The 16,949-nt window shown below is 65.6% G+C and carries 17 protein-coding genes; 12 read left to right on the forward strand and 5 right to left on the reverse strand.

The window, feature by feature from the left end; all coding sequences use genetic code 11:
- Positions 1–71 precede the first annotated feature (71 nt).
- From K663_RS18370 to cobJ, 4 genes are read left to right on the forward strand one after another with little or no spacing between them, the layout of a single operon-like run.
- Positions 72–1,121, forward strand: coding sequence for a cobalamin biosynthesis protein CobG (locus K663_RS18370; RefSeq protein ID WP_062121659.1), 1,050 nt, complete (start codon positions 72–74; stop codon positions 1,119–1,121).
- Entirely contained in the window at positions 1,121–1,750 is a 630-nt protein-coding gene (locus K663_RS18375) for a precorrin-8X methylmutase (protein WP_062121660.1), read from the forward strand. The genes K663_RS18370 and K663_RS18375 overlap by 1 nt, the downstream gene beginning before the upstream one ends.
- On the forward strand, positions 1,747–2,469 hold the full coding sequence (gene cobI, locus K663_RS18380; protein ID WP_062121506.1) for a precorrin-2 C(20)-methyltransferase: 723 nt from the start codon (positions 1,747–1,749) through the stop codon (positions 2,467–2,469). The genes K663_RS18375 and cobI overlap by 4 nt, the downstream gene beginning before the upstream one ends.
- The gene (gene cobJ / locus K663_RS18385; protein ID WP_062121507.1) at positions 2,466–3,215 is read left to right on the forward strand and encodes a precorrin-3B C(17)-methyltransferase; all 750 of its coding nucleotides are present in this window, start codon (positions 2,466–2,468) and stop codon (positions 3,213–3,215) included. The genes cobI and cobJ overlap by 4 nt, the downstream gene beginning before the upstream one ends.
- On the opposite strand, the gene K663_RS18390 is transcribed toward cobJ, so the two are convergent.
- A complete protein-coding gene (locus tag K663_RS18390) occupies positions 3,191–3,940 on the reverse strand; it encodes a cobalt-precorrin-6A reductase (RefSeq protein WP_062121508.1) in 750 nt (249 codons plus the stop codon). The two genes, cobJ and K663_RS18390, sit on opposite strands and share 25 nt — an antisense overlap.
- Between K663_RS18390 and K663_RS18395 the strand changes: the two genes are divergently transcribed.
- From K663_RS18395 to cobF, 5 genes are read left to right on the forward strand one after another with little or no spacing between them, the layout of a single operon-like run.
- Positions 3,939–5,141, forward strand: a complete 1,203-nt coding sequence (locus tag K663_RS18395; RefSeq protein WP_062121509.1) for a bifunctional cobalt-precorrin-7 (C(5))-methyltransferase/cobalt-precorrin-6B (C(15))-methyltransferase — start codon at positions 3,939–3,941, stop codon at positions 5,139–5,141. The two genes, K663_RS18390 and K663_RS18395, sit on opposite strands and share 2 nt — an antisense overlap.
- Positions 5,138–5,494: a cobalamin biosynthesis protein gene (locus tag K663_RS18400; protein ID WP_062121510.1), complete on the forward strand. Its 357-nt coding sequence runs from the start codon at positions 5,138–5,140 to the stop codon at positions 5,492–5,494. The genes K663_RS18395 and K663_RS18400 overlap by 4 nt, the downstream gene beginning before the upstream one ends.
- Positions 5,491–6,276: a precorrin-4 C(11)-methyltransferase gene (gene cobM / locus K663_RS18405; RefSeq protein WP_062121511.1), complete on the forward strand. Its 786-nt coding sequence runs from the start codon at positions 5,491–5,493 to the stop codon at positions 6,274–6,276. The genes K663_RS18400 and cobM overlap by 4 nt, the downstream gene beginning before the upstream one ends.
- The gene (locus K663_RS18410) at positions 6,273–7,580 is read left to right on the forward strand and encodes a cobyrinate a,c-diamide synthase (protein ID WP_062121512.1); all 1,308 of its coding nucleotides are present in this window, start codon (positions 6,273–6,275) and stop codon (positions 7,578–7,580) included. The genes cobM and K663_RS18410 overlap by 4 nt, the downstream gene beginning before the upstream one ends.
- Entirely contained in the window at positions 7,577–8,338 is a 762-nt protein-coding gene (cobF, locus tag K663_RS18415) for a precorrin-6A synthase (deacetylating) (RefSeq protein ID WP_062121513.1), read from the forward strand. Before K663_RS18410 ends, cobF begins: the two co-directional genes overlap by 4 nt.
- 7 nt (positions 8,339–8,345) lie before the next feature.
- Here the strand turns inward: cobF and K663_RS18420 are convergent, their stop codons facing one another.
- The 4 genes from K663_RS18420 to K663_RS18435 all read right to left on the reverse strand — a co-directional run bounded on the left by K663_RS18420 (position 8,346) and on the right by K663_RS18435 (position 13,545).
- Complete coding sequence (locus K663_RS18420) at positions 8,346–8,552, reverse strand: hypothetical protein (RefSeq protein WP_062121514.1); 207 nt, start codon at positions 8,550–8,552, stop codon at positions 8,346–8,348.
- A 164-nt stretch (positions 8,553–8,716) separates the two neighbouring features.
- Positions 8,717–10,258 (reverse strand): SpoVR family protein, encoded by a 1,542-nt coding sequence (locus tag K663_RS18425; RefSeq protein WP_062121515.1) that lies wholly within the window; start codon positions 10,256–10,258, stop codon positions 8,717–8,719.
- Positions 10,255–11,565, reverse strand: coding sequence for a YeaH/YhbH family protein (locus K663_RS18430; protein ID WP_062121516.1), 1,311 nt, complete (start codon positions 11,563–11,565; stop codon positions 10,255–10,257). The genes K663_RS18425 and K663_RS18430 overlap by 4 nt, the downstream gene beginning before the upstream one ends.
- Positions 11,566–11,601: 36 nt before the next feature.
- Complete coding sequence (locus K663_RS18435; protein ID WP_062121517.1) at positions 11,602–13,545, reverse strand: PrkA family serine protein kinase; 1,944 nt, start codon at positions 13,543–13,545, stop codon at positions 11,602–11,604.
- A gap of 253 nt (positions 13,546–13,798) precedes the next feature.
- Here K663_RS18435 and K663_RS18440 point away from each other — a divergent pair, with 253 nt between their 5' ends.
- The 3 genes from K663_RS18440 to K663_RS18450 all read left to right on the forward strand — a co-directional run bounded on the left by K663_RS18440 (position 13,799) and on the right by K663_RS18450 (position 16,949).
- Entirely contained in the window at positions 13,799–14,614 is an 816-nt protein-coding gene (locus K663_RS18440; RefSeq protein ID WP_062121518.1) for a universal stress protein, read from the forward strand.
- A 302-nt stretch (positions 14,615–14,916) separates the two neighbouring features.
- Positions 14,917–15,798 (forward strand): Flp pilus assembly protein CpaB, encoded by an 882-nt coding sequence (gene cpaB / locus K663_RS18445; RefSeq protein ID WP_335339099.1) that lies wholly within the window; start codon positions 14,917–14,919, stop codon positions 15,796–15,798.
- Positions 15,799–15,815: 17 nt separating this feature from the next.
- Positions 15,816–16,949 (forward strand): pilus assembly protein N-terminal domain-containing protein, encoded by a 1,134-nt coding sequence (locus K663_RS18450; protein WP_062121519.1) that lies wholly within the window; start codon positions 15,816–15,818, stop codon positions 16,947–16,949.

Here is a 16,949-nt window from a genome sequence, read left to right on the forward strand (position 1 = left end):
ACGGAGCAATGCAGGAGCAGGCGCAACGCGCCGCCGCCGTGCGCGGTTGGTGCCCCACGGCCTGGCGGCCGATGATGGCGGGCGACGGGCTGCTAGTGCGGCTTCGTCCCCTGCTCGGGCGCATGAGCAGGGCGCAGGCCGAAGGTCTGTGCGCGGGGGCGCTGCGCCATGGCAATGGGCATATCGACCTCACCAATCGCGCGGCGTTGCAGATCAGGGGCGTCGGCGCGGATGAGCATGACGCGCTGATGGAGAGGCTGGTCGCGCTGGGTCTGGCAAGGCGCAACGGGGACATGCCCGCGCCGCTGATCGTCAATCCCGACTGGGCGCCCGGCGACGCAACGGACCGCATTGCAAGCGAATTGATCGCCCGCGCCGATGAATTGCCGGATATGCCCGGAAAGATCGGCTTTGCCGTCGATGCCGGCCCTGCGCCAGTGCTGACCGACGCCCCCGCCGATTTCCGGATCGAGCGGGGGATGAGCGGCGGCCTGATCCTGCGCTGCGACGGGCGTGATAGAGGCGTGCCGGTGAAGGTGAGCGAAGCCGTCAGCGAGATCATCGCGATCGCCCACTGGTTCATGGCGAGCGGCGGCGCGAGCGCCGGGCGGATGGCGCGGCATGGCGCGCCGCTTCCCATCACGCCGTCCGAGGCCCCGGCCCCGCCACGTTCGCGCGTTAACTGTCTGGCCGCCGTTCCGGGGCGCTACCATGCCGCGCCCTTTGGCCGGATCGAGGCGGAAGCGCTGCTGACCGCCATGGATGACGAGACTCGCGCGATCCGCCTGACGCCGTGGCGCGGGCTGATCCTGGAGGGCAGCAACGCGCCATCCGATGATCCGGCAGACCCCCGCCTGAGCGTGGACGCATGTCCCGGCGCACCGGCCTGTCCGCAGGCGAGCGTCGCTACGCGAGACCTTGCCGCCCGGCTCGCGCCCCATGTTGCGGGGCTGCACATATCGGGATGCGCCAAGGGATGCGCGCGGCCCAAGCAGGCTGCGGTCGTGCTGACCGGACGCGATGGCCGCTTCGACCTTGCTCGCGATGCCCGCGCGGGCGGCCAGCCTGAACGCACCGACCTGTCTCCCACCCAGATACTCGCCCTTTTCGGAGCCGAATGATGCCGCATGCCTATGAAACCGACGGGGCGGAAATCTATCGCCAGTCTTTCCGCATGATCCGTGAGGAAGCGGAGCTGACCCGCTTTTCGCGCGAAGAGGAACGGGTGGCGGTGCGGATGATCCATGCGGCGGGCATGGTCAGCCTGGCGCCGCATATCCGATTTTCGCCCGGCTTTGCGATTGCCGCCATCGCCGCGCTGCAAAAGGGCGCGCCGATCCTGTGCGACGCGCGCATGGTGTCGGAAGGGATCACCCGCGCCCGCCTGCCCGCCGCCAATCCAGTGCTTTGCACGCTGCATGACGCGACCGTGCCCGAACGGGCGCGATACATGGCCAACACCCGGTCGGCGGCAGCGCTGGAACTGTGGCGGCCGCATCTGGCGGGCGCGGTCGTCGCCATCGGCAATGCGCCGACAGCGCTCTTTCACCTGCTCAATATGATGGAGGACCCGGCCTGCCCCCGCCCTGCCGCCATCATCGGCTGCCCGGTCGGCTTCGTCGGCGCGGCGGAGTCCAAGGAGGCGCTGTGGCAGGTACAGCCGGCCCCCTGCTGCATCGTCGAGGGCCGGTTGGGCGGGAGCGCGATCACCGTCGCCGCCGTCAACGCGCTGGCGAGTGCGGCGGAATGAGCGGCGTCATTCATGGCGTGGGCCTTGGCCCCGGCGCGCAGGACCTGATGAGCGTGCGCGCCGACCGGCTGATACGCACCGCGCGCCACATCGCCTATTTCCGCAAGCCCGGCCGTCACGGCCATGCCCGGCGCATCGTCGATGGCCTGCTAAACCCCGACGCCGTCGAGTTTCCGATGGAATATCCGGTGACGACCGAAATCCCGGTCAGCGACCCGCGTTATAATCAGGCACTGTCGGCATTCTACGCCGATTGCACGGCGCATCTTCATGCCCTTGCCGCCGCGGGCGAGGATGTGGTCGTGCTGTGCGAGGGCGATCCATTTTTCTACGGCAGCTTCATGCACCTGCACAGCCGCCTCGCGCCATTGGTGCCGGTGCGGATCGTGCCGGGCATCACCGGCATGTCAGGCGCCTGGACCGCCAGCGGCACGCCGATCAGCTGGGGCGACGATGTGCTGACCGTGCTGATGGCGACGCTGCCCGAAGAGGAACTGGCCCACCGCATCCACGACACCAACGCGCTGGTCGTCATGAAGATCGGCCGCAACCTGGCCAAGCTGCGCCGCGCGGTGGAGGCGGCGGGAAAGCAGGACTGCGCCTGGCTGGTCGAATATGCGACCATGGCGGACCAGAAGATCACGCCGCTGGGACAGGCGCAGGCGGTCACCAGCTATTTTTCGATCCTGCTGGTCCATGGACAGGGGCGGCGACCATGAGTGGATGGGTAGCGGTGGCGGGACTTGGGCCTGGCGCGGACGCGCTGGTCACGCCCGAAGTGACGCAGGCGCTGGGCCAAGCCACCGATCTGGTCGGCTATATCCCCTATGTCGCGCGCGTGCCGGATCGCGATGGGCTGACCCGTCATGCGTCCGATAACCGGGTTGAGCTGGAACGCGCGGCGCATGCGCTGGAACTGGCGGCGGCGGGCAAGCGGGTGGTGGTCGCATCATCGGGCGATCCGGGCGTATTCGCCATGGCGTCCGCCCTGTTCGAGGCACTGGAGGCCGGGCCTGAAGCGTGGCGCGGCATCGACATTCGCATTCTGCCCGGCATTACCGCCATGCTGGCCGCCGCGGCGCGGGCTGGCGCGCCGCTGGGCCATGATTTCTGCGCGATCAACCTGTCGGACAATCTGAAACCCTGGGCGCTGATCGAGCGGCGGCTGCGGCTGGCGGCGCAGGCGGATTTCGCCATGGCCTTCTACAATCCCCGGTCCAGGGCGCGGCCGGAAGGCTTTGCCCGCACGCTGGACGTTCTGCGCGAGGAATGCGGGCCTGACCGGCTGATCCTGTTCGCGCGCGCCGTATCGACGGCTGATGAACAATTGCATGTCGTGCGTCTGGGCGACGCCGCCCCGGACATGGCGGACATGCGCACCATGGTCATTGTCGGGTCAAGCCGCACGCGGCTGATCGAACGGCCAGGCCACCCGATCCTCTACACGCCGCGATGGGCGGCATGATCGATCCACGCCAGCACTTCGCCCACCTGCTCCAGCACATGCGCCTGGGGCAGCGGCGGGCGGTCGATCATGACGACTGGCAGGCCAAGCGCGCGCGCGGCGTCCAGCTTTGCCCGCGCGCCGTCTCCACCGGCATTTTTCGCGACGATCAGATCGATGCCGTGCGCGCGCATCAATGCAAGATCGCCCTCCCGCGTGAAAGGTCCGCGATCGACGACCAGATGGTGGCGAGGCAGCGCAGGCGGCGCGTTCGGCGCATCGACGAAGCGCAGCAGATAATGATGCTGCGGCTGGACGGCAAAGGCCGCGACATGCATCCGGCCGAGCGCCAGCATGACGCGGCGGGGCGGCCCGTCCAACGCCTGCACGGCGCCCGCAATGTCGGGGACATGGGTCCAGCGGTCGCCCTCCCCCGCTTCCCATGCGGGGCGGGTCAGCATGGCATGGCGGATGTTCGCAAGCCGCGCGGCTTCCACCGCATGGGCGCTCATGATGGCGGCAAAGGGGTGGGTCGCGTCGATCAAATGCGTGACGCCCTCAGCCTCCAGATAGGCGGCAAGGCCAGCGACGCCGCCAAAGCCGCCGACACGGATCGGCACCGGCTGGGCGCGGGGGCTGTCTGTGCGCCCGGCATAGCTCAACACCGCGCGATCGCCCCGCTCGGCCAGCGCCTTTGCCAGCACGCTTGCTTGCGTGGTGCCGCCAAGGATCAGGATGTTGCGCATGGCGGTTGACGGTCCCTGGCTGACGATCATCGGCATTGGCGAGGATGGCGCGGACGGCCTGTCCAGCGCCGCACGCGCCGCGCTGGATCATGCGCGCATCGTCACCGGCGCGCCGCGCCAGCTGGCGTTGCTGCCCCCCCTTAAGGCCGAACATCTGGCGTGGCCAGTGCCCTTTGAGGATGGCGTCGCCCCGCTGCTCGCCCGGCGGGGGGAACCGGTGGTGCTGCTGGCGTCGGGCGACCCCTTCTGGTTCGGCGCGGGGGCGAGCATCACCGGGCATCTTGCGCCGGGCGAGTGGGTCGCCCACCCGGCACCGTCCACCTTCTCGATCGCGGCGGCGCGGTTGGGCTGGGCGTTGCAGCATGTCGCCTGCCATGGCCTGCATGCCGCGCCCATGGCCCGATTGAGGCAAGACCTTGCGCCCGGTGAGCGGGCGATCCTGCTGGTGAGGGACGGGAAGGCAGTGGCGGATCTGGCCGCCTATCTGGAGGAGTCCGGCTTCGGCGCATCAACGCTGCATGTGATGGAGGCGCTGGGCGGGCCGCGCGAGCGGATCAGGGCGGTGCGCGCCGATGGCTTTGAACTGGATGACGTCGCGCATCCGGTGGCGGTAGGGATCGAGATGGCAGGCGACGGCGCGGTAATGCCACGCGCCAGCGGGCTGGCCGACAGCTGGTTCGAACATGACGGCCAGATCACGAAAAGGCCAGCGCGCGCGCTCACCCTGTCCGCGCTCGCCCCGCGTCCGGGCGAGACATTGTGGGACATTGGCGCGGGGTCGGGATCGGTCGCAATCGAATGGTTGCTCAGCCATCCGTCAACCCAGGCGGTCGCTTTCGAGGCTGATCCCCTACGCGCCGCGCGGGTCCGCACCAATGCGGCGCGGCTGGGGGCTGATCGATTGCGCATGGTCGAGGGGCGCGCGCCCGCCGTGCTGGAGGGCCGCACGCGTCCTGACGCTATCTTCATCGGCGGGGGTTTGAGCGAGGGGTTGCTGGAGGCGATCCTGCGCCTGCCGGGCGGGCGGACCCGGCTGGTCGCCAATGCGGTGACGCTGGAATCGGAAGCGCTGCTGGCGCAGTGCCACGCGCGGATGGGCGGCGAGTTGCTGCGGATCGAGATGGCGAGCGTCGCGGCGATCGGGACAAGGCGCGGATGGAAGGCGGCCTATCCGCTGGTCCAGTGGAGCGTGACGCTATGATCGTGGCGGGCTTTGGATGCCGTAGCGAGGCAGATGATGCGGTGATGCGGGCGGCGCTGGCGGGGCATGGCCGGACTGTGTCGGCGCTCGCGACGCTCACCCACAAGGCGCGATTGCTCGAACCGCTCGCCGATGCATTGGCGCTGCCGCTGATCCTGATCGATCCTGCCGCGATAAGAGGCGTCGCGACGCCCACGCAATCCGCCGCCAGCCTGACCGCCTACGGCACCGGCAGCGTCGCCGAAGCGGTTGCGCTCACCGCTGCGGGCCGTGGCGCGCGGCTGATCGCGGCCCGCATCATTTCCGCCGATGGGCAGGCCACCTGTGCGCTGGCCGAGGGAGTTTTCGCATGACTGTCCATTTCATCGGCGCGGGGCCGGGCGCGCCCGACCTGCTCACGCTGCGCGGCCGCGACCTGATCGCCGCGTCGCCTGTGTGCCTCTACGCCGGTTCGCTGGTGCCGCGTGCGGTGCTGGATCATTGCCCACCCGGCGCGCGCATCGTGAACAGCGCGCCGCTGACGCTAGACGAGATCATCGCCATTATCGCGGAGGCGGACGCCATGGGGCAGGATGTCGCGCGGCTCCATTCGGGCGACCTGTCCGTCTGGTCAGCGATGGGCGAGCAGATCAGGCGGCTGAAGGCGCTGGGGATCGACTATACGGTGACGCCGGGGGTGCCATCCTTTGCGGCAGCGGCGGCGGCGCTGGGGACGGAGCTGACGCTGCCCGGTATTGGCCAGTCGCTGGTCCTCACCCGCACGCCGGGGCGGGCGAGCGCGATGCCGCCGGGCGAGACGCTGAGCGGCTTTGGGGCGACCGGCGCGACGCTGGCCATCCATCTGTCGATCCACAATATCGGGCAGGTCGTGGCCGACCTGTCGCCGCTTTATGGCCCCGATTGTCCGGCCGCGATCATCTGGCGCGCAAGCTGGCCGGACCAGCGGATCGAACGAGGCACGCTATCGACGGTCGCGAGACAGGCAGCGGATGGCCCGGAGCGCACGGCGTTGATTTTGGTCGGCCCAGTGCTGGGCGACGCAGATTTTGCCGAGAGCCAGCTTTACGCGCCCGGATATGACCGGCGTTTCCGCCCCGCCTCCACGCAATCGCGCTTCGCCGGGTCGGAAGAATGACGCCGGGGATACTTGTCGCCGCACCCCGTTCAGGATCGGGCAAGACGGTCATCACGCTGGGCCTGCTGCGGGCGCTGGCGCGACGGGGCGTGCGGGTGCAGCCCTATAAATGCGGGCCGGATTATATCGACACGGGCTATCATCGACTGGCGAGCGGGCGCGCCGCGTTCAATCTGGACAGCTGGGCAATGGACGGCGCGATGATCCGGGGCCTCGCGGCGCAGGCCGTGACCGCAGATCTGGCGCTGGCCGAGGGGGCGATGGGCCTGTTCGACGGCGCAGCGGCGACGGGCGCGAGCGGCAATGGTAGCAGCGCCGACATAGCCGCCGCGCTGGGCTGGCCGGTCATCCTGGTCATCGACGTTTCGGGGCAGAGCCAGTCGGCGGCAGCGCTGGCGCATGGCTTTCGCACCCTGCGGCCTGACCTGCGCGTCGTGGGCGTGATCCTCAATCGCGTCGCCAGCCCCCGTCATGACGCCATGATCCGTCGCGCGATGGAGGAGATCGCGCTGCCTGTGCTGGGTGCGGTTCCGCGTTCGGCCGCGCTGTCGCTGCCCGAACGCCATCTGGGTCTGGTGCAGGCGGGCGAGCAGGAGCGGGCGGACGAGAGGATCGATGCCATTGCCGATGTGGTGGAGGCCCATGTGGGTCTGTCCGCGCTGCTGGCATGCGCGGGCGCCCTGCCCTGCGCGGCATCGTGCGGCACAGGGTGGCGGCCACCAGGACAACGCGTCGCCCTGGCCCAGGATGCCGCCTTCTCCTTCACCTACGCGCACATGCTGGCGGGCTGGCAGTCGGCGGGTGCGGAGATTTTGCGCTTTTCGCCGCTGGCTGACGAAGCGCCCGATCCGCATGCGGACGCCGTCTGGCTGCCCGGCGGCTATCCCGAACTGCATGCGCCGCGCCTTGCAGAGGCGACGCGCTTTATCGACGGGCTGCGGCGTCACGCACAGGATCGCCCGGTCCATGGGGAGTGCGGTGGCTATATGGTGTTGGGGCAGGCGATCATCGACGCGCAGGGACAGACGCATGCGATGGCGGGGCTGCTGGGCCTCGTCAGCAGCTTTGCCGAGCGCCGGTTGCATCTGGGCTATCGCCGCGCGCGGCTGCTGGCTCCGATGGGCGGCTATGGCGAAGGGGCGGACCTTCGCGGCCATGAATTTCATTATTCGACGGTGGTCGAGCAGCCCGACCAGCCGCTTGCCCATGTGACGGATGCGGCAGGAGACGCCGTCGCATCCACGGGGTCGCGCCGGGGGCTGGTGACGGGCAGCTTCTTCCACCTTGTCGCGGGTGCGGCATGATCCGGCTTTCCCTGATCGGCATCGGCACGGGCAATCCCGATCATCTGACCCGCGCCGCCATCCGGGCGATGAACGAGGCAGACCTGATCCTGCTGCCCCGCAAGGGCGAGGCGAAATCGGACCTGATCGACCTGCGCCGGACCATCTGCGCCGATGTGCTGACGGGCGGGACGCACATCGTTGAGTTCGACATGCCCAGGCGCGCAGACCAGCCCGCCTATATCGAGGCGGTGGTCGATTGGCATGATGCTATTGCCGCGATCTGGATGGAACAGATTGCGCTTCATTTGCCGGAGAGCGGTACGCTGGCGCTGCTCGTGTGGGGCGACCCTTCGCTTTATGACAGCAGCCTGCGGATCGCGCAGCGGCTGGGCCATTCGGTCGAGATCAGCGTCGTTCCGGGGATAACCAGCATCCAGGCGCTGACCGCCGCGCACGGCATCTGCCTCAACCGCCTGGCCGACCCGGTGCTGATCACCACGGGCAGGCAATTGCGCGAGCAGGGATGGCCCAAGGGCGTGCGCGACATTGTCGTGATGCTGGACGGGCATTGCGCGTTTCAGACATTGGCGACCGAAGGGATAGACATCTGGTGGGGCGCATATCTGGGGATGGAGCATCAGGCGCTTGCCCACGGTCCGCTGGCGACGGTGGGGCCTGACATCATCGAACGCCGCGCGCTGCTGCGCCAGCGTCATGGGTGGATCATGGACGTCTATCTGCTGCGGCTGAGCGAGGCGTTTTCGCCGCCGGCCTGAAGCGCCGTCACGCCACCGGCGGGCACAGTTCGATGATCGGTTTGTTCACCACCTGACGCGCCATGTCCATCCCGCCCATCGCCGCGCGACGGCGGAATTCGGCGGCCATGGCCTGGTGCATCATCCGGGCGGAAGCATCGGCGGTCGTCGCCGCAAGCTGTTCATGCATCCGGGCCCGTTCGAGACATTCCTGTGCATTGAGGGCATGCGTCATGAAAATGCTCTCCTGCTCTCAAGCGAGCCTTCCCGTCCAACCGCTTGAGCTGCGACCAAGCCCGGAACCGCTCGCGAAAACCGGGCAGAATTTACGCTTTTCGCCACCACTTTGGAAATGGAATCTTCACCGCGCCCGATGGCCTGCCGACAGGGCGTACCGGTTCAGCCGATCCATCCTAGTTGCGGCTGGCAACGATGGCTTTTCAGTTCCTTGCGGCTTTCCACATCCACTTCGCTGAGCGCGACTTCATAGCCCCACAGGTTGGCGAGGCTTTGCAACACCAGCGTCGCATCCGATGCGTCCAGAACCACGCCGTCGGTGACGGCATGCTCCAGCATCAAGGTGCGGTCTCCGGCCAGATCGACATCGACCACCTGAATATCCGGTTCCTGCCGGGCTATATCATGTTCGCGCGCCAGCGCACGGCGGATGCGACGATAGCCGCGCTCGTCATGGATCGCCTCTACCCGCAGGTCCGGTTCGCTTTCCCGGTCGAGCAACTGGAACAGGCGCCATTGCCGGATCAGATGCGGGCTGAGGAACTGCGACACGAAACTTTCGTCGCGATAATTGGCCCAGATGTCCTTCAATACCTCGACCGGATCGCGAGACCCGGCAATGTCACCGAACCAGTCGCGGTCCTCGTCCGTCGGGTCCATGCAGATCCGTTCTATGTCCGACATGATCCCGAAACCGAGCGCATAGGGATTGAAGCCGCCAAAATGTCCTGAATCATATGTCGGCTGGTAGACGACATTGGTGTGCGACTGGATGAATTCCATGAACGCGCCATCGGTCAGCCAGCCACGGTCGTGCAGGATCGTCATGATGCGGTAATGGGTATAGGTGGCGCAGCCCTCATTCATCGCCTTGGTCTGGCGCTGCGGATAGAAATATTGGGCGATCAGGCGGACGATGCGCAATATCTCGCGCTGCCAGCTTTCCAGCCGGGGGCCGGTCTTTTCCAGAAAATAGAGGATGTTTTCCTGTGGCAGGCCAAGGGCGGCGCGGCGCTGGTCGCGGGGCACGGACGCTGCTTTCGCGCCGACCGGCACGGTGCGCCACAGGTCGTCATAGATGCGGTCGCGATAGGCCTGCCGCTCGGCCTCGCGCTCGGCCTCCTCCTTCATGTCGCGCGGGCGGACGCGGGGATAGCGATGCACCCCCTGGTTCATCAGCGCGTGCGCCGCGTCCAGCACCCGCTCCACCGCGAGCTGGCCATGACGCTCCTCGCATTGCGTGATGTAGCGTTTTGCGAACTCCAGATAATCCAGAATGCCCTCGGCATCGGTCCATTGCTTGAAGACATAATTATTCTTGAAGAAGTGATTATGGCCGAACGCGGCATGGGCGATGACCAGCGTCTGCATCGTCGCGCTGTTTTCCTGCATCAGATAGTTGATGCAGGGATCGCTGTTGATCACCAGTTCATAGGCAAGGCCGCGCAACCCCTTTCGATACAGCATTTCATTGGTGACGAACTGCTTTCCGAAGGACCAGTGTTTGTAGAAAAGCGGCATGCCGATCGACGAATAGGCGTCCAGCATCTGTTCGGCGCTGATGATCTCTATCTGGTTGGGATAGATATTGAGCTTCATTTCCTGAAGCGCGATCGGCTCCACCGTTTCATAGATGCGGTTGATCAGGGGAAAATCCCAATCGCTGCCCGTGAACAGCGGCGCCGGGGCGAGCGCTCCGGTCAAGCGCCGGCCCTTTCACCGACGCCGCGCCGCTGGAACAGTTCGCGGAAGACGGGATAGATTTCGCGGCGGTGCGACACCTTGCGCATGGCGAAATGGCGGTGGCTTTCACTTACGGGTGCATAGGCTTCCCACAGACCCGTGCTGGAGGTTGCCGTTTCGATCGAGACGAATTCCTCCCGCCCGACCTCAAGATAGGCGAAATATTGGCAAAAGGGCAGGATCTGGTCCTGCATCAGGCCGACGACGCGCGCATTGTCGGACGCCAGCGTGTCGCCATCCGACGCCTGCGCGACATAGATATTCCAGTCGGCGGGGCTGTAGCGGTCCTTCACCACCTCCAGCAGCTTGTCGAGCGCGCTGGATACCAATGTGCCGCCGGTCACCGTGCTGTAGAAGAAAGTTTCCTCATCCACCTCCGCCGCGCGGTCGGTATGGTGGATGAATACGACATCGACATGTTCGTAACAGCGCGACAGGAACAGATGGAGCAGCGCAAAGAAGCGCTTCGCCAGATCCTTCATATGCGCGGTCATGGAACCGGACACGTCCATCAGGCAGAACATCACCGCCTGCGCCACGGGCCGCGGCACGGGTTCGAAACGGCGAAAGCGCAGATCGACGGGGTCGATATAAGCGATGACGTTGCGGCGGCGGATGATATGCGCCCGCTCTTCGCGCAGCTTTTCCAGCGCCACGGCATCATCGGGCAGCGGCGGCGCGCGCGCCTCTATCTCGGCGATGGCTTCGTCGATGCGATCAAGGTCCGCGCCGCTGGGGCGACGCAGCGCGATGCGGCGGGACATCGCCTTTTGCATCGTGCGGGGGACGGAGAGGTTGGACGGGTTGCCGATGGTGGAATAGCCCGCGCGCCTGACCCCTTCGACCTTGCCCGCGACCAGTTTTTTCTTGGCCATGTCGGGCAATTCCAGATCTTCAAGGAAGAGATCCAGAAACTCTTCGCGGCTGAGCGCGAAGCGGAAATCATCCTGATCTTCACCCTCCCCCGCCTGCGATCCGCCGCCAGCGCCGCCGTCCGGGCGCTTGATCCGGTCGCCTTCCAGAAATTCGCGATTGCCCGGCAATACCCGTTCGCGATTGCCGCCCTGGGATGCGCGATGGAGGGTCGGTTCGTGGATCGCGTCGCGCCGGATGGTGATTTCCCCCTCCCCGGCGAGATCCTTGATGCTGCGGTCCTTCAGGCTGTCGCGCACCGCCTGGCTGACATAGGCTTTCGCCCTTCTGAGGAACCGTTGCCGGTTTACCAGGCTCTTGCCGCCGGGGTTCAGCCGTCTGTCGACTATGTGCATTGCGGCCAAAACACCTCCAAAAAGAGCGCGCCTCCCTTATCCGGCCTGCTTGACGCGGATATACCATTCGACCAGACGCCTGACCTGTCGTTCGGTATAGCCCCGCTCGATCATGCGCGCGACGAATTCGTCATGCTTGCTTGCGGTGTCGCCGTCCTTCTTGGACCCGAAGCTGATGACCGGCAGCAGATCCTCCACCTGGCTGAACATCCGCTTTTCGATGACCTCGCGGATCTTTTCGTAACTTGTCCAGCTGGGGTTGCGCCCGTCATTGCTCGCCCGCATGCGCAGGGCGAACTTGACGACTTCGTTGCGGAAATCCTTGGGATTGGCGATCCCCGCGGGCTTTTCGGTCTTGGTCAGTTCCTGGTTGATGACTTCGCGGTCCAGCAACTGCCCGGTATCGGGATCCTTGAAGTCCAGATCCTCTATCCACGCATCGGCATAGGCGACATAACGGTCGAACAGGTTCTGGCCATAATCATGGTAGGATTCCAGATAGGCCTTCTGGATTTCATTACCGATGAATTCGGCATAGCGGGGCGCCAGCTCGCCCTTGATGAACTCCAGATATTTGGCTTCCGTCTCGGCCGGGAACTGTTCCTGCCGCACCATGCCTTCCAGCACATACATGAGGTGTACGGGGTCTGCCGCGATCTCGCTGCCGTCATGGTTGAAGGTCGCGGACAGCGCCTTGAAGGCGAAGCGGGTCGAGGTGCCCGACATGCCTTCATCCACGCCAGCGGCGTCGCGATATTCCTGAAGGCTCTTGGCGCGCGGATCGATTTCCCGCAGCATTTCGCCGTCATAGACGCGCATCTTGGAATAGAGATTGCTGTTCTCATGCTCGCGCAGCCGCGTCAGCACGGAAAAGCGGGCCAGCATGTCCAGCGTTCCGGGCGCGCAGGGCGCCTTGCTCAGGTCCGATTCCCGCAGCAGCTTTTCATAGACATGCCGTTCCTCGGTCGCCTGAAGGGCATAGGGCACCTTGATGACGTAGATACGGTCGATGAAGGCTTCGTTATTCTTGTTGTTCTTGAAATTCGACCATTCCGATTCATTGGAATGCGCCATGATGATGCCGTTGAAGGGGATCGCGCCGATATTTTCGGTCCCGATATAATTGCCCTCCTGCGTCGCCGTCAGCAGCGGATGGAGCATCTTGATCGGCGCCTTGAACATCTCGACAAATTCAAGCATGCCCTGGTTCGCGCGGTTAAGCCCGCCCGAATAGCTGTAGGCGTCGGGATCATTTTGCGAGAGCATTTCCAGCTTGCGGATGTCGACCTTGCCGACCAGCGAACTGATGTCCTGATTGTTTTCGTCGCCCGGCTCGGTCTTGGCGATGGCGATCTGCCGCATGCGCGAGGGCATCAGGCGGACCACCTTGAACCGGGAAATGTCGCCGGAAAACTCGTCCATCCGCTTGCGCGCCCATGGGCTTATCATGCCGGTCAGGCAGCGGCGGGGGATGCCATAGCCGTCCTCGATCATGGTCCCATGCGTTTCCGCGTCGAACAGCGCGAGAGGGCTTTCGAAGATTGGACTGATTTCATCGCCCGCCTTCAGAGCGTAGATGGGGTGCGTTTCCATCAACGCCTTCAGCCGTTCGGCGAGCGAGGATTTGCCGCCGCCGACCGGGCCGAGGAGGTAGAGGATCTGCTTGCGTTCCTCCAGCCCCTGGCTGGCGTGGCGCAGGAAGCTGACGATATGTTCGATCGTCGATTCCATGCCGTAGAAATTGGCGAAACTTTTGTACCGGCGGATGGTGCGGTTCATGAAGATCCGCCCAAGCCGCTGGTCGCGGGAGGTGTCTATGATTTCCGGCTCGCCGATCGCCGCCAGCAGGCGTTCCGGCGCCGATGCGTGCATCAGAGGATCATTGCGGCATCCCAGCAAATAATCCTCGACTGACATCTCGGCTTGTCGCCGTTCGTCATAATTCCGCGTGAAACTCGAAAACAGTTCGCTTTTCGTCACTGACGACTCCCGCCGCAGTAGCCATGATCTGAATATAATACGCACGAGCCGGCAAAAACAGGCCCATCTTATTGGACAATTACAAAATTTTTATCGCAGCACTTTTGGATTAGCGCGCAATAAGCCCCCAAAGGGCAGGATATTCGGGCCGCTCCCGGCCACGGCGCCGCTGCTCTGGACATAAATGGCATGTCCCGCCTTCACCCAAAATGGGATATAAGGATAGGCAAGCAACAGGTCATGGAGACGTGCGATGACATCCATTCTGCTCCACATCCACGACGACAGCGGCATGGAAAGCCGGTTGCAGGCCGCCTGCGATATTGCGCGTTCGGCGCCTGCCCACATCCATTGCGTCCAGGTGACGGCCATGCCGAACCTGATGACGGGCGACATCTATGGCGGAATGTCGATGGCGCCCACGCTGATGGCCGAACTACACGAGATAGATGCGCGGATGCGGACGCGGATGGAGCAGCGATTGCAGCGCGAGGACGTCAGTTGGGACTGGCGGCAAGTGGACGGCGACGTCGTCAACGGGCTGCTGTCCGCTTCGGCGCTGTGCGACTTCATGGTCGTGACCCTGCCCGCCGGCCCGCGCCGGGAAATGGACGATCCGCTGCATATCGCCGCCGACCTGGCGCTGGGAGGCCGCACCCCGGTGCTGGCCGTGCCGCAGGGCGCGCGCGGAATGATGGTTATGGGCCGGGCGTTGGTCGCGTGGGACGGGTCGCAGGAAGCATCGACGGCGCTGCGCCTGTCGGTCCCGCTGCTGAAACAGGCGGAAGAGGTGCATGTGGTAACAGTCGAGGAAGCCGGGAAATTCCCCTTCCCCGCGACCGGCGCGCCGGAATATCTGGCCCGCCATGGCATCAAGACGGAATTTCACAGCTGGCCGCAGGACGGGCGTACGGTGGAAGCGACGCTGAAGGCGGCCATCGGCGTGATAAAGCCGGATTGGATGGTGATGGGCGCTTTTGGCCACAGTCGCCTGCGTGAACTGGTATTTGGCGGCGTCACCCGTTCCATGCTGCGTGACGTTCATATTCCGTTGCTGCTGGCCCACTGACTGGAGCAAATTGAAGGCCCTGCGCAAAGATTTCGCACCATTTTGAACATTCCGACCTGATCGGCGGCGCGCAGGAAAAGCCGTTGCGGATGGACTTGCGCGCAAAGCCACGGCCAACAGGTTAATAGTCGGCAATATTTGCCGACCGATCCCGTCATTTCGGTTTCATCTTCGATCCCCTCATCCGCCCGGAACATATAGGAATTTCGGCCGAACGGGTCTCATCCGCCTCGGAGGTGGGGCGGCTTTGCGTGGACGCAAGACCAGGGGGAATGATGCAATTGGGGTGGAAAGCCAGGATCATGATGGTGGGAGGGACGCTGGCCGCCCTGTTGTTCCTGCTGCTTGGCCTGCGCGAGATGGAACGCTCGTCCGCCGCCGCCGTGCCGCCCGCATCGTCGGAGGCGATGAAGCCGCAGGCGCAGGCGGTCATACTGGCCGCCGCCGCGCGCCCGATCCAGACCGGTGAAACGATCACCGCCGCGATGATCCGCAACGCCGCCGCCGATCCCGCACGCAACCCATCGGTAGCGACCCCTGCTGAACTGATCGGCAAGGTCGCGACCCGAACCATCTCCGCTGGCGCGCTGATCCCGCGCGAGGCCGTTGGCGGGGAGGAAAAGCTCGCAATCCGGGTGCCTGTCGGCATGCGGGCAATCAGCATCGACACGACGGCGGAGATTGCCGTCGCCGGGCTGGTCCGGCCCGGTGACCGCGTCGATGTGCAGGTCGTCTATCCGGGCGCCGACGCGATCAGCGGGGCACGGGGATCGGGCCGCAGCCGCGCCCAGACATTGTTGCAACTGGTGCAGGTGCTGGCCGTCGGCGACGCGGTGCTGGGGACGCAACCGGCATCAAACAGCGAGGGCCAGTTGTCCGCGCCGCCGCCGCCCGCACGGACGGTGACACTGGCGCTCAGCCCGGAACAGGTTTCCATCCTGTCGCTGGCCAAGAGCACCGGCGCGCTCACGCTTTCACTTCGCAACCCGGTGGACAGCGCACAGGTTGCGGTGGCGACCGCCGCCTCGCGCGGTCCCGATCCCGCGTCCAACGCGTCGGCACAGCCCCCCCGGGCCGCGCCACGTTCAGTGCAGGCGCGGGTGTCCGCACCTGCCCGTCAGCCAATCGAGCTGGTCGTCGGCGACAGGCGCGAAACCCTCTATTCCGGGAGCGGCACGCGTTGAGACCCCTTGTCATCGCCGTGGCGTTGATCGCGGCGGCCACTTCCCCATCGGCTCTGGCGCAGGACCAGAAGCCGCTGTCGATCCGGCAGACGCGCACGCTCACCTATCCCCGTCCCATCGGCCGGATCGAGGTGGATCGCGACCATGTGATCGCCGTCGCGGCCCCGACCCCCCACTCGCTGCGCGTCACTGGCATCGGCGCGGGGGAGGCGGCCGTCAGCGTCTTTGGCCGTGACGGCGCGCTGATGTCCGAGACACTTTTGAGTGTGACCGATGCGGTGGGCGGCGATGCCCGCACGATGACCGGTCCCCGCATCATCGCTGGCGAACAGGTGGTAGCCGTCGATGTGCAATTCGCCGCCGTCTCCGCCTCCACGCTCAAGGCGCTGGGCTTCAACTTTTCCAAACTGAGCGGCGACATCCAGGGCGCTGTCATTTCGCCCAGCAGCCTCAACAGCGCCAGTTTCGGATCGGGCGCATCATCCATCGATGCGAGCGTGCCGATCCAGAACGCCTTCAACCTGTTCCTGTCCGCGCCCAATCGGGGGATCAACGCGGTGCTGAGCGCCCTGTCGTCCAACGGCCTGTCAGAACTGCTGGCGCAGCCCACGCTGCTGGTGCGTTCCGGGGAGCAGGCCAGTTTCCTGGCGGGCGGGGAAATACCCGTGCCGGTGCCGCAGGCGTCGGGGACCGGCAACGCCATTTCGATCCAGTATAAGGAATTCGGCGTCCGCCTGTCGGTGACGCCCTATGTGCTGTCGCCCGACCAGATCGTGCTGAAGATCGCGCCGGAAGTCAGCGAACTGGACTATGGCAGCGGCGTGCAGTTGCAGGGCTATGTCGTGCCGGGGCTGCGCCGCCGTTCCGCCGAGACCACGGTGGAGCTGGGCAGCGGGCAGAGCTTCGTCATCGCTGGCCTCAGCTATTCGAGCCAGTCGACCACGCGCGACAAGACTCCGATCCTGGGCGACATCCCCGTGATCGGCGCGTTTTTCCGGCGGCAGCAGACGCAGAAGGAAAGGCAGGAACTGGTGATCGTCGCCACGCCGCGCCTCGTCGGGCCGGTCCAGCCGAAGGACCTGCCCGCGCTCCCCGGATCGCTGCTCGACACCAAGGACCCGGTCGTTCCCTTTGGCGTGGTGAGGCCCTGA

The sequence above is a fragment of the Sphingobium sp. MI1205 genome (genome assembly GCF_001563285.1).
In the GTDB taxonomy this organism is placed as follows: domain Bacteria; phylum Pseudomonadota; class Alphaproteobacteria; order Sphingomonadales; family Sphingomonadaceae; genus Sphingobium.

Excerpts from the sequence above, each read along its gene's own strand:
- K663_RS18395 (WP_062121509.1), top strand. The coding sequence starts at position 3,939 with ATGGCGGTTGACGGTCCCTGGCTGACGATCATCGGCATTGGCGAGGAT.
- cobJ (WP_062121507.1), top strand. The coding sequence starts at position 2,466 with ATGAGTGGATGGGTAGCGGTGGCGGGACTTGGGCCTGGCGCGGACGCG.
- K663_RS18430 (WP_062121516.1), bottom strand. The coding sequence starts at position 11,565 with ATGCACATAGTCGACAGACGGCTGAACCCCGGCGGCAAGAGCCTGGTA.
- K663_RS18410 (WP_062121512.1), top strand. The coding sequence starts at position 6,273 with ATGACGCCGGGGATACTTGTCGCCGCACCCCGTTCAGGATCGGGCAAG.
- cobM (WP_062121511.1), top strand. The coding sequence starts at position 5,491 with ATGACTGTCCATTTCATCGGCGCGGGGCCGGGCGCGCCCGACCTGCTC.
- K663_RS18400 (WP_062121510.1), top strand. The coding sequence starts at position 5,138 with ATGATCGTGGCGGGCTTTGGATGCCGTAGCGAGGCAGATGATGCGGTG.
- K663_RS18440 (WP_062121518.1), top strand. The coding sequence starts at position 13,799 with ATGACATCCATTCTGCTCCACATCCACGACGACAGCGGCATGGAAAGC.
- cobF (WP_062121513.1), top strand. The coding sequence starts at position 7,577 with ATGATCCGGCTTTCCCTGATCGGCATCGGCACGGGCAATCCCGATCAT.
- K663_RS18370 (WP_062121659.1), top strand. The coding sequence starts at position 72 with ATGATGGCGGGCGACGGGCTGCTAGTGCGGCTTCGTCCCCTGCTCGGG.
- K663_RS18420 (WP_062121514.1), bottom strand. The coding sequence starts at position 8,552 with ATGACGCATGCCCTCAATGCACAGGAATGTCTCGAACGGGCCCGGATG.
- cpaB (WP_335339099.1), top strand. The coding sequence starts at position 14,917 with ATGATGGTGGGAGGGACGCTGGCCGCCCTGTTGTTCCTGCTGCTTGGC.
- K663_RS18375 (WP_062121660.1), top strand. The coding sequence starts at position 1,121 with ATGCCGCATGCCTATGAAACCGACGGGGCGGAAATCTATCGCCAGTCT.
- cobI (WP_062121506.1), top strand. The coding sequence starts at position 1,747 with ATGAGCGGCGTCATTCATGGCGTGGGCCTTGGCCCCGGCGCGCAGGAC.
- K663_RS18390 (WP_062121508.1), bottom strand. The coding sequence starts at position 3,940 with ATGCGCAACATCCTGATCCTTGGCGGCACCACGCAAGCAAGCGTGCTG.